Here is a 17,180-nt window from a genome sequence, read left to right on the forward strand (position 1 = left end):
TGTGGTGATGAGTGGGCTCGAACCACCGACTCACGGATTTTCAGTCCGATGCTCTACCAACTGAGCTACATCACCGTTGTAAAGTGATGCAAAGGTAACCAATACTTTTTTGGATGCAAACCTTGAGATAAAAAAAATTGAAGCAAAATTAAGAGACATACATTAAATTATTCACTATGAGCATTTTACCACAGGTAATTTTTTTCCTGATTTTCTCAGTTGCTGCTTACTTCCTTTTTCAGAGAGTTAGTTACTTGAAGAGGAATATTATGCTAGGCAAAAAGGAAAAGAGGAACGATCAGGCAGAAAAGAGATGGAAGACCATGCTATTGGTGGCCTTTGGGCAGCAGAAGATGTTTAAAAGATGGGTTCCGGCATTTCTCCATTTATTGGTATATATAGGCTTTATCGTCATCAATCTGGAGGTAGCCGAGTTTATCATTGATGGATTTACGGGACAGCACAGGATTTTTGCGCCATTGCTGGGAGGGGCCTACACCGTAGCGATGAATGCTTTTGAGTTTTTGGCCGTAGGGGTGCTGGTTTCTTGTCTGATATTTTTGGTCCGTCGGAATATCACCAAGGTACCTCGCTTAAGTATGTCTGAGCTGAAAGGCTGGCCAGCGATGGACGCCAATTTGATTTTGATCATCGAAATCACTTTGATGATGGCGATCCTTAAGATGAACGCCGCAGATCAGATTCTTGCTGAGCGGGGTGTAGACCATTATTTGCCGATAGGCAACTTATTCTTCAGTGGCCTTCTCCAGCCCATCATGCGGGGATTTAGCACGGAGTTTCTGATTTTTGTGGAGCGTGCCGCATGGTGGTTCCATATCGTAGGCATATTAGCATTTGCGATTTATGTCACTTATTCCAAGCATCTTCATATTTTCCTGGCATTCCCCAATACTTGGTATAGTAATCTTAAGCCTAAAGGCGAAATGAAAAATATGCCAGAGGTCACCAATGAGGTGAATATGATGCTGGGCATCCCTTCGGAAGCAGGCGCGGAAGCTCCGGCGGAGATCGGCCGATTTGGAGCCAAGGACATCAATGACCTGAGCTGGATCAATATCATGAACGCCTACTCATGCACCGAGTGCGGTCGATGCACCGCCGAGTGCCCAGCCAATATCACAGGCAAGAAACTCTCTCCACGGAAGATCATGATGGACGTGAGAGATCGGACGGAGGAAGTCGGCAAAAGCCTGGACGCCAAAGGTGCTGGATTAGTAGATGGGAAGTCCCTGCTCGGCGACTATATCAGCCAGGAAGAGATCAATGCCTGCACCAGCTGTAATGCTTGTGTGGAAGCCTGCCCGATAAATATCGACCCCTTATCGATCATCCTCGAGATGCGCAGGTACACGGCCATGGAGGAGAGCGGCTCCCCGGCTCAGTGGAACGCCATGTTTCAAAACATGGAAACCAGCTTTTCTCCGTGGAAATTTGCCCCAACAGACCGCTTCAACTGGGCTGATAAGGTAAAGGATGAGGAAATAAAATAGTATTGAGATCAAACGTGAATTAGAAAAAACATATATATGTCAACTTATAAGGTACCTACCATGGCCGAGATGGCCGCTGCTGGCGACTCCCCTGAAGTTCTCTTTTGGGTGGGATGCGCAGGATCATTTGATGAGAGATATAAAGCCGTGACTCAGGCTTTTGTAAAAATCCTCAATAAGGTAGGCGTGAGCTTTGCAGTGCTCGGCCCAGAGGAAGCCTGCACCGGAGACCCAGCAAGAAGAGCAGGAAACGAATTCCTATTCCAGATGCAAGCCGTAGCCAATATTCAGGTAATGAATGGCTATAATATCAAGAAAGTGGTCACCGCTTGCCCTCACTGCTTCAACACCATCAAAAATGAATATCCAGCCCTTGGCGGCGACTATCAAGTCATCCACCATAGCCAATTTCTCCAGTCACTCATCAACGAGGGCAAAATCAGCTTGAAAGGCGGAGGGGAATTTAAGGGTAAAAAAATAACCTTCCACGACTCCTGCTATCTTGGCAGGGCAAACGACGTCTATGAAGCGCCAAGAGAAATCATCAAAGCCCTGGATGTGGAACTGGTGGAGATGAAAAGATGCAAAACCAAAGGCCTATGCTGTGGTGCCGGTGGAGCTCAAATGTTCAAAGAACCAGAACCGGGCAAAAAGGATATTAATGTGGAGCGGACAGAAGAGGCATTAAATACAGGTGCCACTACAATAGCCGTGGGCTGCCCATTCTGCTTGACCATGATGACTGATGGGGTGAAGAATAAGGAAAAAGAAAATGAGGTAAATGTGGTGGATTTGGCAGAACTAATCGCAAAAGACCAAGGTCTCTAGTCATGCTTACCTGCTCCAGCCTTCTTCAAATAATTACTCTCTAAGGAAAACTCATTCCTATAAATCAGGTGAAATTTCAACTCATCATATAATGAGGGTATGGGGAGTTTCTTCATTAGCTAGTCTTTAATTCGTTTGGTAAGCGGTAGGGAATACCTTCCCCCTGAGAAAACGCTGAAAAATTACTGGCTCTCTAAGCGAAGTATTAATTGGAGATAAGGGGAAAAATTAAAGAGAATAAGAATCATTTATTTATCTTTTGACGTTTTAGAATAGAAGTCTAGAAATAGCATAAATATTCCAGAAAAATATCAACTATGTATATACCATTCGAACAGTTACCGGAACGGTCTCGCATTTGGGTTTATCAATCGAATAGGAAGTTTAATGAGGAGGAACAAAGCCTCATAGAGGACCGGCTGACCGCCTTTTGCAATCAGTGGAATACCCATGGCCAGCAGATGCCTAGCTCCTTCACCATCGAATATGGTCAATTTATAATCATGGCGGTGGACGAATCAGGCTTAGGCGCTAGCGGCTGCTCCATAGACAGCTCGGTACGGACGCTGCGGGAATTGGACGAGGTCTTGCAGGCTGACTTACTGGATCAAGGTAAAATCTCTTACCTAAATGATGCAGATGTGGCCGTCATCAAATTACCTCAAATAAAGCAGGTCGTGCAAGAAGGGGAATTAAATGCAAGCACTAAAGTCTTCAATTCCCTATTGAAAACAAAGAAGGATTTGACGGACAATTGGCTCATACCAGCAAGTGAAAGTTGGTTAAACCGATATTTTAATAACTAATACTATTAAAAGTGATATATTAGAGGAAAGACTACTAGAATATTGCCTGATTGTATGATGAAAAATTATTTTCTAAGTTTCTTTTTATTCTCCCTCATCCTAGGAGGCTGCAAAAGCCTCGAACAGCAGGGAGAAAGCCAGTTTGCAGCAGGGGAATACCAATTGGCGATTGGCACTTTTTCCAAAATACTTGCTGAAAAACCTGAAAATACTCAGGCAAACTTCTATGTAGCCGAAAGCTATCGACTCTCCAACAGGATTGAGAAAGCCCTGCCTTTTTATGAAAAGCTAATTGAGGAGGAAGGAAGCTTCGAAAATCACTTCTATGCCGCTCAAAGCCTCAGGGATCAGGGCGAATATGAAAAAGCGGCCGAGGCTTACCTCGCCGCAAAGGATGTTACAAGCAGTGACTCCCTCATGAAGCTAGCCTCCACAGCTGCTAAAAACATGCAATTAGTCAGTGAAATCACCGACTATTGGCCGTACCATGAATTGGTTAATTATGAGCTTCTAAACAGTCCCGGAATTGATTATGCACCTATAGTAAGCGAAAAATTCCTTTATTTCACCAGTAGCAGAGGCGCCAGTGGGGCTTATCCTGCCACTGGTCAAGGCTATACCAAGCTGTTCAGATCTCGGGCAGACGGCATCAAGGTAGATGTGCAAAACATCCAGCCACTTCCTGAGTTCCAAAATGAGCAAAATCTAAACCAAGGGGCTATAGCCATCAGCCCTGACGGTAACACCATCATATATGCAAGAGGCAATAGTCTCAGCAAAAAAGACCTTCCAGAAGTCAACTTATTTGCCTCTTATTTCCGCGGAGGTGGATTTACAGAGCCCATTTGGCTGCCTGTCAATGAAGAAGAATATTTCTGGAACTCCACTCCGGCGTTCAGCTTGGACGGCAAAAGCCTGTATTTCGCTTCCAACCGACCGGGAGGTTATGGAGGGACAGACCTTTATAAAGCCGAAAAGCTGGCAAATGGCAGCTATGGAAACCCCGTAAACCTCGGCTCTTCTATCAATACCTCCGGCAATGAGATGTTTCCACGTCCGATGGGAGAGCAATTGTTTTTTGCCTCCGATGGACATCCGGGATTGGGTAAGCTAGACTTATTTGTAGCCGAAACGAAAGAGGGAAAGCTAAGTGTTATCAATCTTGGTAAGAATATCAATTCGAAAGGCGATGATTTTGGACTATTCTTCACCAATTACCCCAAGGAGGGTTTTATTACTTCCAATAGGGAAGGAGGCGTAGGAGATGATGATATCTATTATTTCCAGGACAATACTCCAAAACCGAAAATCGTCAATATTCTCCTGAATGTACAAACACTACAAAATACTCCTGAAGGGCAAATAGTGCTCCCAAGAACTAGGGTGGCCTTATATGACAGTACCAAAAAGGCAGTAGGCGGAGATTTCTCCAGCGAGGCCGGTAAGCTTCGCTTTACTTTATCGCCGGAATCTGACTATAGCATAGTCGCTTCAAAAAACGGATATTTTGCTAAAAGCATAAGCTATAGCACGATCGGGAAATCGCCAGCTCCAGAAGACCTGATCCAAGATGTCACTAATATCACCCTGGACACCACCATTGTGCTGGACCAGCTGGAACTTGAAAAAGCCATCGTCTTAGAAAACATATATTACGATTTGGATAAGGCTACGATCCGGCCAGATGCCGCAGTAGAACTTAACAAATTGGTGAAAATCCTGATGGATAACCCAGAGATTAAAATTGAGCTGAGCAGTCACACGGATAGTCGAGCTACAGACGCCTATAATAAGGACCTCTCTCAACGAAGAGCGGAGTCTGCCGTGAACTATCTGGTATCGCAAGGCATCGCTGCGGAGCGATTGGTAGCCAAAGGTTATGGCGAGGAGCAGCCTATCGTGGCTGAGGCCAGCACCGAAGAGGACCATCAGCGAAACCGACGAACAGAATTTAAGGTAATCGAAATCGAACAATAGTATTATTCTACCTTAATTACCTCATTGCCAAAGAGCGTGCGCCTACCTAATAGGCCACGCTCTTTGGCTATTATGCCTTCCAAGGACAACATTCATCAATATATTTTCCCAATCCTTTCCAAAATCCTTAACTTTGCCTAATTATTAACCTAGTCGATATACTGATGGACGAAAGATATATGCAGCGGGGAGTTTCTGCCTCCAAGGAAGATGTACATAATGCGATTTCCAAACTGGACAAAGGCTTGTACCCCAAGGCATTTTGCAAGATCGTGGAAGACACACTGGGCAATGACCCAGCCTATTGCAATGTCATGCATGCAGATGGCGCTGGCACCAAATCCTCCCTGGCCTACCTTTATTGGAAAGAAACCGGGGATCTATCGGTGTGGCGAGGGATCGCACAGGATGCCATCATTATGAATATCGACGACTTGCTCTGTGTGGGTGCCATCAATAATATACTGGTTTCCTCCACGATCGGAAGGAACAAAAACCTCATCCCTGGCGAAGTCATCAGCGCTATTATCAATGGCACTGAAGAAGTACTGCAAACCCTCCGTGACAATGGCGTCAATGTCGTGCTTACTGGAGGGGAGACAGCCGATGTCGGAGACCTGGTTCGTACAGTAATCGTGGACAGTACCGTCACCTGCAGAATGCGTAGAGATGAAGTCATTTCCAATGACCGTATTCAGGCTGGCGATGTCATCGTCGGGCTGTCCTCTTATGGCCAGGCCAATTATGAGACCAGCTATAATGGAGGTATGGGCAGCAATGGCCTTACTTCTGCTCGTCATGATGTCTTCAATAAAGTTCTAAAAACAAAATACCCGGAGAGTTTCGATGCTGCTGTACCTGAGGAGCTGATCTATACGGGTAAATATAATCTTACTGACCCTGCTCCAGGCACCTCAGTGGATGTGGGGAAACTAGTACTCTCTCCTACGCGTACCTATGCCCCCATTATGGTGGAAGCGCTAAAATATCTCCGTCCTCAAATACACGGTTTGGTCCATTGCAGCGGTGGTGCTCAGACCAAAGTGCTGCACTTCGTAGACGATGTACATGTCGTGAAAGACAATTTGTTTGAGACTCCCCCATTATTCAAAATCATCCAGGAGGAAAGTGGAACGAGCTGGCAGGAAATGTACAAGGTCTTCAATATGGGTCACCGTATGGAGGTTTATCTGGAAGAAAAATATGCCGAAGAAATCATGGACATTGCCGAGACCTATGGCGTAGATGCCCAGATTATCGGTAGAGTAGAGCCCCATGCTGGCAAGAAGGTCACTATCAAAAGTGAACATGGAACTTTTGAATACTAAGCATTAGGCTTCAGCCGGCTTATTTCTGCACCTAAGTGTTCTGAAATGGTAAAAAAACTCTTAACAATACTGGCCTGGATTTCAGGCCTTTTACTGTTATTGGCTCTTCTGCTAATGACTAGTGTGGATTGGGCACCAGCAGAGGACAAGGCTTATTTTAAGCACTCTCTCGCTCAGCTTCACAGCTTGGATTATGCCAGCAGCGAAGGCCAGGAATGGCTAGCAGGATGGGCAGCGGCCAATTCCACCCCACAGGAAGCCGTGGACTTGGTAGGCTATAAGCCTAGAGGTAAATATGAGTTCGTCCAAGACAGTAGCTTTGTGAAAGCCTTAGTCATTGGGAATGGAAAACAAAATTCATTGATCCTCAATTACGAATTGCTGATCGTCCATCCGGCACTATCCAAGGCCGTAAATGAAGCTATCGAAGCGGCTAAGCTTCCTCTTCAGCAGGTGTACTTTACTGGCACCCATACCCATAGTGGAATGGGGGGATATATGCCAGGCATCATGGGCAAAATTGCCTTTGGCGGCTATGATGAGAATGTCGTAAACCTGCTGGCCGAACGCTCTGTCCATGCGGCCAAAAAAGCCATTGCCGAAATGGAAGCGGTAAGCATCACCTATCAGAAACAAGAAGCCTCCCAATTTGTCGCCAATCGGTTTATTCCTGATGGCCCCATTGACCCGTATATTCGTCAGCTAATCTTCACCAAGAAAGACGGACGGAAAGGAACATTCTTTACCTATACCGCTCATGCCACCTGTCTTAACAGCCAGTTTATGGGTTTGTCTGGAGATTACCCTTATTATCTCACTCAGGAGATGAAGAATGATTTTGACTTTGCCCTATTTGCCGCAGGCACGGTAGGAAGTCATAGACCTCTCCATCAAGGTAGAGAAATCGATGATATTAAAGCCTACGCCCACCAATTAGACAGCCTGATGGAAACCTCTGCCGCTATCGGCCTGGACACGATCGAAAGTAAAACCATGTCCCTGGCGACTTTCACCCCCATACTTCCTGAAGCCAACTACCGCCTATCCGATAATATCCGCCTCCGCCCATGGGTCTTCAACAATCTATTTGGGGACACCAATGCTCATTTTGATGTGCTCCAGATCGGGAATACACTGATGATTTCCTCCAGCGGGGAGATCTCCGGCATGTTTTATCAGCACTGGGAAAAAGCCGCCAAGGCAAAAGGACTTAATCTAATCATTACCTCCTTCAATGGTGGCTATATGGGCTATATCGTGCCTGATCAATATTATAATCGCAGCTATTTTGAGGCTAGAGACATGAATTGGTTTGGCCCCTATAGTGGTTCATTTTATGATCAGATCATAAGCTCATTGATCAAAAAAACCACTGTCACTGATTAAGCAATGTAGGGCTTCATAGGTCTGATATTTTGCATCTTCACCAGGACATTAAAGAGACCTTAAGCCCCTACCACACTCCACTTAATAATTATTAAACCGCATCTTATAGTTTTTGAGCTCAAAGGAGCCCACTTCTATTTTGAGACATGACAGGAATAGACACTGCCTCGCTCTATATGCCTAGCCACCATTCATTATTAGGGACAGGTTACCTCTGGATAGAGCGTTAAGCATTTGTCTTTTGGTACAATAAGGCTTTAATCCATCCCTTCTTAAAGGACTGCTGACGCAATAAGGTATAGCCTTCGGCAAAAAAATAGTCCTCCACCTGAGGTAAATTATTCCTCGGATTTTGAGTAAATAAACGGAAGAATAGAATCATCGATTGGGTCATCCATTTTCTGCTGGCCTTATTGGTAAATTCAGCCACGAGCCATTTGACATTCTCTGAGGCCCTTTGTTCGATTGCCTGAAACAGCTTTTCTATATCCTTATCCACCAATACATCCAAAAGGTATTGAGTAATCACCAGGTCCACTCTCTCCTCGGGAAGCGCATCAAAATCTCCCTGGTGCAAAAAAATCACATTATTATGGGCATTTTCACCGGACTTGCTGATTTTCTCCTGGGCCATCTGGATCATCCTTGCGGAAGCTTCCACAAAATACACCCTTCCAGCCGAACCCGCTCTGTCGGAGATTTCCTTCAAAACACCTCCGGAACCGCCTCCTATAAATAGCACGGTATCCCCTTCATTTACCTCCTCCAAAAATGCCCTATGACTCGCAAAAAACTCTCTTCCCAGCGCCATATAGGCCAGAGAATCGTATATCCCAGCCAGCTTATCGTATAGGTTTAATTTCATTCAATTTGATTCTTTTGGGGTAAAATCCAGTTTTGATCTCAAAATAACATCTAATCTGCGAAATTTATCTTATAAAATAAGCCATGCGCAGAAAATAGGTATAAAAGAACCTCTTTGCCGAAGTTTTTAAGTTTCTCCATATACTCCTCACTTTTGCAGAATATGATATGGAATATTTTTGTATCTTAAAATCAATATTACAGGGCAAAATATACCAGTTTTGCCCCTTCATTAATATCCTAGTGACCCTGGTTCGACTGAAGATCCTGGTCAAAACAAGAGGAAACAAGGCCTTTAAAGCAATAATATTTCTTAGTGATATAAGCAATAAGAAAGCTGGAGTTTTGATGAGTATTCGTATTGACCAAATAATAAATGACTATACTTAGTGAAAATCACCTATATAAAGCCTCAACAATTCCTTTTGGCCTAATTTCTGAATGGCATAAATAATCAGGGCGAAAAATAGTATTGCTCAGTGTATAGTAATATAAACTAGGCACTGAGAATTAGAAGAAATTTATAACAACCCAAGATATATGAAAAACTTAATGCAATCATTCAGCAATATAAAATCGCTGATCAAGAGTATAGATTTTGCAAAGCTCAATGAGCTATCCCAGAAGGTAGATCTCAATGAGATGGTAGGTGTGGTATCCCAAATGAGTGAGGGCGACCTTGCCAAGATGATGAAAATGATGAAAGGCGGCAGCGGCAAGAAGCGCGAGTTGCCTGCGGTAAATGGGGATTTTTACAGTTTAGAGAGCACTTTGCAGCCCCACGAAAAGGAGATAGTGCTGAAGGTGCGGGAATTTATGGAGAAGGAAATCAGGCCCATTGCCAATGAGTACTGGAATAAGGGGCATTTCCCTATGCATATTATTCCTAAGATGGCGGAGCTAAATATTGCAGGGCTTACCTATAAGGGCTATGGCTGCCCGGGGCATTCAGCTTTGCTAGAAGGGTTTTTGGCTATGGAGATGGCGAGGGTCGATACTTCGATGTCCACCTTCTTTGGGGTGCAATCGGGTCTGGCCATGGGCTCCATCTATGTATGTGGTTCGGAAGAGCAAAAGCTGGAATGGCTCCCCAAAATGCAGAAGATGACTGTAATCGGTGCCTTTGGGCTAACTGAGCCTAAAGTGGGCTCTGGGGTAGCGGGAGGCCTTACCACCACCTGCAAGAGGGAGGGTGATGAATGGGTCATCAATGGCCAAAAGAAATGGATTGGCAATGCCACATTCTCAGACATTACCATCATCTGGGCGCGGGATTTGGACGATCAACAGGTGAAAGGTTTTATTGTGCGAAAGGACAACCCTGGATTTCATGCAGAGAAAATTGAAAATAAAATGGCCTTGAGGACTGTTCAAAATGCCTTGATCACGATGAAGGACTGCCGAGTGCCTGAAAGTGATCGCCTGCAAAATGCCAATTCCTTTAAAGACACCTCTGAGATCCTCCGCATGACCCGAGCAGGCGTGGCCTGGCAGGCAGTAGGCTGTGGACGCGGAGCATATGAGGCCGCTCTGAAATACACCAATGAGAGGGAGCAGTTTGGAAGGCCTATCGCGGGATTCCAGTTGGTGCAGGACCTACTCGTGACAATGCTGGGAGACCTTACTGCCATGCAAACCATGGTATATCGTCTATCGAAAATGCAGGATACGGGAGAGCTAAAAGATGAACACGCCTCTCTGGCCAAGGTTTTCTGTACCTTAAGAATGCGGACCATTGTGGATCATTCCCGAGAATTATTTGGAGGCAATGGCATTCTGCTTGAATATGATATTGCAAGATTTGTAGCTGATGCCGAAGCTATCTATTCCTATGAAGGCACCAAGGAGATCAACTCACTAATTGTAGGAAGAGCGATCACAGGACATAGCGCCTTTGTATAGTACTTACTAATGCACCAAAAATAAGAGAAATGGCAGGAGGTATGCAGCGTCTATCTGCCTCCTGACTTTTTCTCGACTCTCGGCCGGTTGAAAGAAAGCCCACACATGCACCAGAAACATGACCAGTAAGATCATCAAGTGGATATAATAAAAGGAATTTAATACGAAAAACAATCCAGAAAGATAGGCCAATTCCACCCACATCAAGCCCTTCAATAAGCTATGGATAACCGGCGCACCCAGTACGCTGACAATGGATCCCAAGCGATCCCTTTGATCACATTCATGATCTACATAGGACAATAGCAATAAATTAAACCATGCCATCAAAAAATACCCAAAGGCAAAATACCAAAACACTCTAGGCACACCTTCATTGACAAATCTGACCATGGGCACTAGTGTGATCCCAGCAGTATAGAATGCTGCGGTAGTGATTTCCTTCAAAATGGTTACTTTCTTGCCAAAGAACTTCAGGAAAACAATATTTCCCACGATCACCGTGCCCAAGAGCACACCAAAAGACATTAACCGTGAAAATTTAATATAGTCATAAGCCAAAAACAGTGCAGTGATAATCACTAATACCAGCCAGACTAAAAGCTTATTAAAATTCACTTGATGGAAAAGATGCCTTGCAGAGCTTGCTGGGCCGGTAATATTCCGGGCATCCATGAGATGATCAAAGGTATAAATCCCCCATACCGCCAAAGCCATCAGCATATATACCACAGGGGTAAATGACAGGTCTAGCAAATGCTGAAAGAAAAACAATCCCGCACAAGCTCCCAATACCACATCAAGTGACAACCATTGAAAATAGTTGTAGTATCTATTTAGTTTTTCGCTTTTCACAAAAGTAAATATACAATACCTAAGAGAGTTTTCGAATGATTGCATATATTTAAGCGGAATAATTTACCAGCCTTAACAAATAACCGTGATATTTATGAAAAAATTACTTTTTGGTTCCACAGCCCTCCTATTATGTTTATTTAGCTTCGTGAGTTTAGCGCAGACCAAGGTGGCCTGTGTTGGCAATAGCATCACCCAAGGCCCGGGAAGAGATAATCCAAACAGCTGGCCATTATTAATGCAGGAGGTTTTAGGAGACGCTTACGAGGTCAAAAATTTTGGTGTTAGTGGCAGAACATTATTACGAAAAGGAGATCACCCTTATTGGGAAGAACCTCAGTTCCTGGAGGTGCAGGATTTCCAGCCGGATATAGTAGTCATCAAATTAGGCACAAATGACTCCAAACCACAAAACTGGAAGCATAAAGAGGACTTTGTGCAGGACTATATCGATATGATCAATGCCTTCAAAGGACATATGCCAGAAGAAGGAGAAGTATATGTATGTATTCCGGTGCCGGTCTTCAAGGATAATTTTGGCATCACCGAAAGCGTCATGGTAGATGAGATGATGCCAATGCTCAAAGAAATCGCTAAAGCCACCAATTCAAAAATGATAAACCTCTACAAACCTTTTAAGAAACATTCGGACTGGTTTGCAGATGGCGTTCATCCCAATACGGATGGAAACCGACTGATCGCTAAGGTGGTCGCTAAGAAGATAAAATAAGAATATATCTTGTACATCAGCCCTCCTAAAGTGCATTGGCTCTAAGAGGCGATACTATTCAAGAACGAAAGACCTCGCAATGGATTCAATTATAGACGGTCTATTAATTAGTATTTTAGGCTTTTGCCACGAGTATAGATTTCCTAGCTTATAAATCACCAACATTATTTGGGCTCCTCCATTAGAGGAGCCTATTTTTATTTATAGTGATAAAATCCCTTTAACCTAAAAAAGCTGTGAACACCAGGCTCACAGCTTTTTATTATTTTCAGTATTTACACTTCTTAAGACGCTACTTCATCTTCGTATTCCTCGGTAGGGATACAGCTACACACTAGGTTTCGGTCACCATAAGCGGAGTCTATTCTCCTTACAGTAGGCCAGAATTTGCTATTGCGGACGTAGTCAAGCGGATAAATTGCCTTTTCTCTAGAATAAGGGAAGTCCCACTCATCCTGCATCACCATATTAGCGGTATGCGGAGCGTTTTTGAGAACGTTATTTTCCGGATCAGCTTTGCCATCTTCGATTTCTTTGATCTCAGCTCTGATGGAAATGAGGGCATCGCAGAATCGATCCAGCTCGGCCTTGGTTTCTGACTCCGTAGGCTCGATCATCAGGGTACCAGCCACTGGGAAAGAAACGGTAGGAGAATGGAAACCATAGTCAATAAGACGCTTAGCGATATCTTCCACTTCAATTTCCACGGCTTTGAAAGCGCGGAAATCAACGATCATCTCATGCGCTGCACGACCTTGGGTGCCGGTATATAATATTGGGAAGTACTCTTCCAAACGGGCTTTGATATAGTTGGCATTTAGAATGGCCATTTGAGTGGCATTCTTCAGGCCATCTCTGCCCATCATGGCGATATAGGCATAGGAAATTGGCAGGATGCTGGCGCTACCGAATGGAGCAGCAGAAATTGCCGAAATAGGGGTTTGTCCGCCTGTTTTGACGATAGGGTTGCCTGGCAAGAAGGGTGCTAAGTGCTTAGCTACACAGATCGGCCCCATACCTGGTCCACCGCCACCATGTGGGATGCAGAAGGTCTTATGCAAGTTTAGGTGACAGACATCAGCACCAATTACTCCTGGGCTGGTCAATCCTACCTGGGCGTTCATATTGGCACCGTCCATATATACCTGACCACCATTTTCGTGGATTATCTGGCACATTTCACGGATAGCCTCCTCAAAAACCCCATGCGTAGAAGGGTAAGTCACTAGGAAGGAAGACAGCTCTTCCTTATGTTTTTCGGCTTTAAGCTTCAGGTCCTCCATGTCGATATTGCCTCTTTCATCACATTTCACGATCACCACTTTCATCCCTGCCATGACAGCAGAGGCAGGATTGGTACCGTGAGCAGAAGAAGGGATCAAGGCGATATTTCTATGGTTTTCGCCACGACTTTCGTGATAGGCTTTGATGACCATCAGTCCAGCATATTCACCTTGTGCACCGGAGTTGGGCTGCAAGGAAGTTTCTGCAAAACCAGTAATCTCAGAAAGCCAGTTTCTAAGGTCCTGGAAGAGCTCGTAATATCCCGCCGCTTGATCCTGAGGCACGAAAGGGTGCAATTGACCAAATTCTGGCCAGGTAACAGGGATCATCTCGGCGGTAGCATTCAGTTTCATGGTACAAGAACCAAGAGAGATCATGGAATGCACTAGGGAAAGATCCCTATTCTCTAGTCTTTTGATATATCGAAGCATCTCATGCTCTGAGTGGAAGGCATTGAAAATCATATGCTCCATATAAGCGCTGCTTCTCTCCAAGCCTTCAGAAACCACGAAATCCAGCTGCTCCATAAGGGGCTTCAGGTCCACGAGGTCTGCGGCATGATGAGTAGTTTTGGCAAATACTTCAATGATTTCTTGAACATCCTCCACCGTTTTGGCTTCATCAAAGGCCAGATAAACATAGCCTTCCTCATAGCGGAAGTTCATTTCTCTGGATACGGCAAAAGCCTGAATTTTGGATTGCTGGACATCGTCCGCTTTGATCTTAATGGTATCAAAGTAATCTTTATTTTCTTGGGCAAATCCTAATTTCTCTAATCCTTGAGCGGTAAGCTTGGCCAAGCCATGGATTTTTGCAGCGATATCCTTTAGGCCTTTAGGGCCATGATATACGGCATACATCCCGGCCATCACTGCCAGCAGCACCTGAGCGGTACAGATATTAGAGGTAGCACGTTCTCTTTTGATATGTTGCTCTCGGGTCTGCAGGGCCATTCGGTAGGCTTTATTGCCATCCCGGTCCACTGAGATCCCTATTATTCTTCCTGGCACCTGGCGTTTGAAAGCCTCCTGGGTAGCAAAATAAGCGGCATGAGGACCGCCAAAGCCCATTGGGACGCCAAATCTCTGTGTGGTACCTACGACCACATCCGCCCCCATCTCACCAGGAGGGGTGAGCAGTGTCAGAGAAAGTAAATCGGCAGCAAAGGCAGTATAAACCTCATTTTCCTTCGCGGCACTTACCAGCTCCTTATAGTTTATCGCTTCTCCGTCTGCATTAGGATATTGAAGCATCACCCCATACAGTGCCGGATCGGTAAGATCCAAATCAGCGAGAGCACCTTCTACTAGCTCAATGCCAACCGGCAAAGCACGGGTTTTTAGTATTTCTTTAGTTTGGAGGAATACTTTCTCATCCACAAAAAACTTAGCGGCCTTCTTTTTGTTTTTTGGCCGAGTAGCGAAGAGCATATTCATTGCCTCAGCAGCCGCAGTACCTTCATCCAAGAGAGAGGCGTTTGCCATCTCCATACCGGTAAGATCCATGATCATGGTCTGGTAATTCACCAGAGCCTCTAGTCGCCCTTGGGCGATTTCTGCCTGATAGGGAGTATAAGCAGTGTACCAGCCAGGGTTTTCCATGACATTTCTCAGGATCACCCCTGGAGTGATGGTATCATAGTACCCCAGACCGATAAAAGATTTATAAATTTTGTTTTTTGCTGCTAGCTGACGGAAATCCCGCAGGAAGACCATTTCAGATTTAGCCGAAGGCAGATTTAAAGGCGCTTCCAGCTGAATAGCCTTGGGGATGGTTTGATCGATTAACTCATCTAAAGAAGAGGCACCAATTTTGGCGAGCATCTCTTTGACATTTTGACCTGAAGGGCCATTGTGTCGATCTTCAAACCTTACGGAGGGGGTCAAATCAATTTTCATATTCCAGATAATACGTAGTATACTTGGGTGGTAATCCTTGTTTTGTACAGTGCTGCAAAGGTATAAATTATTGACCGATAATGATTTTCTTTTTCAATATTTATACGGAATAACTAGCCTATTTGACCATTGGTTTTACTCTTTTACAAAATAATGTCTAGCTTTAAGGCCAAAATTGATTTATAACTCAAATATAGGCATGAAGAGAAACCCTATTTTGGCAACTGCCATCGGACTGATTTTATCCTGGCAAGCCACAGCACAGCAAATGCCAGTTGCTGAAAAATATGCTGGCACCATCACCGACACTGACCTAAAAGAATACCTCACTTACCTAGCTTCTGACGAGCTCGAAGGACGGGAAACAGGAGAAAAAGGCCAGAAAATGGCAGCAGAATACCTTGTAAATTTCTATAAGGAAATAGGTCTAGAAGGACCTGTGGACGGCCAATACACACAACCTTTCTCTTTGGTAAGTGTGTCCTATGGCGATATAGAACTGCGCGTGGGCAAGGACAAACTTGTTAATAATGAAGATTTTGTTTTCGTCGGAGACGGAAATATCAAGCGATCAAAATCTGAATTAATCTTCCTAGGCCTGGCCAACGAGGAAAATCTTGAGAAAATAGATGTCAAAGGTAAATTTGTGGGCCTTTGGGCAATCGGTCAGCAGGCTGGAAGCTTAATGGATAAAATCTGGGAAGCGGGTGCCGAAGGGATCATCGTGGTGACCATGGAAGGTCAAGCGAACTTTGACCGTCTAGCAAACCGATACAAATCCCTAAGTGGTAAAGGCCGTCTGGGATTCGAAAAACCAACCGAGCAAAAGCCGGTATTCCTAGTGAGCTCTGATAAGATGGCCAGCTTATTTGGCAAATCCGTAGAGGAGCTGAAAGAAGCCGCCAAAACCTCTCCTGAGTCTGTCGCTACCCAAAAAGTACGCTATAAAATCGAGAAGGAATTAGAGGAAGTCCCTACTGAAAACGTCATGGGATTCCTGCCTGGTACGGACAAGAAAGACGAAATCCTCGTGGTTTCCTCTCACTATGACCATATCGGCATCAATAGTAAAGGAGAGATAAATAATGGCGCAGATGATGATGGATCAGGTACGGTATCTGTAATGGAAATCGCACAGGCATTTGCCACCGCCGCCAAAGAAGGTAATAGCCCAAGAAGATCTGTACTTTTCCTGAATGTAACAGGCGAAGAAAAAGGCCTGTTGGGCTCTGAATACTATACGGACCACCCTATTTTCCCTCTGGAGAATACCGTCAACAATATCAATATTGATATGGTGGGAAGAATAGATTACGAATACCAAGAAGCTGAAAACCAAGACTATGTTTATGTGATCGGCTCAGATATGTTGGCTACCCAGCTTAAGACAATCATTGAATACAACAATATCACGCATACCGACCTTATCCTGGATTATAGATATGATGCTGAGGATGATCCGAACAGGTTCTACTATCGTTCTGACCATTACAACTTCGCTAAACACAATATCCCTGTGGCCTTCTTCTTCAATGGAGTACATGATGATTACCATCAGCCAACGGACACTGTGGACAAAATCGAGTTTGAATTAATGGCCAAAAGAGCCAAATTGATATTCTACACCGCATGGGACCTCGCTAATAGAGAAAAAAGAACCCCTGTGGACGGCAGCAACGACCGTGGCGAAAGATAAAGTATCCTGAGGAGGTAGGCCGAAAATTAAAAGCCTGACCCCGAAAGTAAAAAAACCGCAGATCTGTCGATTCTGCGGTTTTTTTATTTACCACCAGGCCTGCTTTAATCGCAAT

General features: G+C 44.6%; 12 protein-coding genes and 1 tRNA gene. 9 read left to right on the forward strand and 4 right to left on the reverse strand.

Annotated elements, in window-relative coordinates; translation table 11 throughout:
• Positions 1-2 precede the first annotated feature (2 nt).
• Positions 3-75, reverse strand: a tRNA-Phe gene (locus B050_RS0101125).
• 101 nt (positions 76-176) lie between these two features.
• Here B050_RS0101125 and B050_RS0101130 point away from each other — a divergent pair.
• From B050_RS0101130 to B050_RS0101160, 6 genes are all read left to right on the forward strand, one after another.
• Complete coding sequence (locus tag B050_RS0101130) at positions 177-1,511, forward strand: 4Fe-4S dicluster domain-containing protein (RefSeq protein ID WP_026235523.1); 1,335 nt, start codon at positions 177-179, stop codon at positions 1,509-1,511.
• A gap of 36 nt (positions 1,512-1,547) precedes the next feature.
• Positions 1,548-2,339 carry a (Fe-S)-binding protein gene (locus tag B050_RS0101135; RefSeq protein ID WP_018472028.1) on the forward strand — a complete coding sequence of 264 codons (792 nt, stop codon included), beginning with the start codon at positions 1,548-1,550 and terminating at the stop codon, positions 2,337-2,339.
• A 317-nt stretch (positions 2,340-2,656) separates the two neighbouring features.
• A complete protein-coding gene (locus tag B050_RS0101145) occupies positions 2,657-3,145 on the forward strand; it encodes a hypothetical protein (protein WP_018472030.1) in 489 nt (162 codons plus the stop codon).
• Between the two features lie 54 nt (positions 3,146-3,199).
• Positions 3,200-5,122 (forward strand): OmpA family protein, encoded by a 1,923-nt coding sequence (locus B050_RS0101150; protein ID WP_018472031.1) that lies wholly within the window; start codon positions 3,200-3,202, stop codon positions 5,120-5,122.
• A gap of 164 nt (positions 5,123-5,286) precedes the next feature.
• On the forward strand, positions 5,287-6,450 hold the full coding sequence (locus B050_RS0101155; protein WP_018472032.1) for an AIR synthase related protein: 1,164 nt from the start codon (positions 5,287-5,289) through the stop codon (positions 6,448-6,450).
• Positions 6,451-6,564: 114 nt separating this feature from the next.
• Positions 6,565-7,836, forward strand: coding sequence for a neutral/alkaline non-lysosomal ceramidase N-terminal domain-containing protein (locus B050_RS0101160; protein WP_018472033.1), 1,272 nt, complete (start codon positions 6,565-6,567; stop codon positions 7,834-7,836).
• A gap of 226 nt (positions 7,837-8,062) precedes the next feature.
• Here the strand turns inward: B050_RS0101160 and B050_RS0101165 are convergent, their stop codons facing one another.
• The gene (locus tag B050_RS0101165; RefSeq protein WP_018472034.1) at positions 8,063-8,701 is read right to left on the reverse strand and encodes a class I SAM-dependent methyltransferase; all 639 of its coding nucleotides are present in this window, start codon (positions 8,699-8,701) and stop codon (positions 8,063-8,065) included.
• 539 nt (positions 8,702-9,240) lie between these two features.
• Here B050_RS0101165 and B050_RS0101175 point away from each other — a divergent pair.
• Positions 9,241-10,602, forward strand: a complete 1,362-nt coding sequence (locus B050_RS0101175) for an acyl-CoA dehydrogenase family protein (RefSeq protein WP_018472036.1) — start codon at positions 9,241-9,243, stop codon at positions 10,600-10,602.
• A gap of 6 nt (positions 10,603-10,608) precedes the next feature.
• Here B050_RS0101175 and B050_RS0101180 read toward each other — a convergent pair whose 3' ends face one another.
• Positions 10,609-11,457: a hypothetical protein gene (locus B050_RS0101180; protein WP_157492480.1), complete on the reverse strand. Its 849-nt coding sequence runs from the start codon at positions 11,455-11,457 to the stop codon at positions 10,609-10,611.
• A gap of 94 nt (positions 11,458-11,551) precedes the next feature.
• Here B050_RS0101180 and B050_RS0101185 point away from each other — a divergent pair, with 94 nt between their 5' ends.
• Positions 11,552-12,187 carry a GDSL-type esterase/lipase family protein gene (locus tag B050_RS0101185; RefSeq protein WP_018472038.1) on the forward strand — a complete coding sequence of 212 codons (636 nt, stop codon included), beginning with the start codon at positions 11,552-11,554 and terminating at the stop codon, positions 12,185-12,187.
• Positions 12,188-12,471: 284 nt separating this feature from the next.
• On the opposite strand, the gene gcvP is transcribed toward B050_RS0101185, so the two are convergent.
• The gene (gene gcvP / locus B050_RS0101190) at positions 12,472-15,369 is read right to left on the reverse strand and encodes an aminomethyl-transferring glycine dehydrogenase (RefSeq protein ID WP_018472039.1); all 2,898 of its coding nucleotides are present in this window, start codon (positions 15,367-15,369) and stop codon (positions 12,472-12,474) included.
• Positions 15,370-15,568: 199 nt separating this feature from the next.
• Between gcvP and B050_RS0101195 the strand changes: the two genes are divergently transcribed.
• A complete protein-coding gene (locus tag B050_RS0101195; RefSeq protein ID WP_018472040.1) occupies positions 15,569-17,065 on the forward strand; it encodes a M28 family peptidase in 1,497 nt (498 codons plus the stop codon).
• Positions 17,066-17,180 lie beyond the last annotated feature (115 nt).

It is taken from the genome of Echinicola pacifica DSM 19836, from assembly GCF_000373245.1.
Classification (GTDB): Bacteria; Bacteroidota; Bacteroidia; order Cytophagales; family Cyclobacteriaceae; genus Echinicola; species Echinicola pacifica.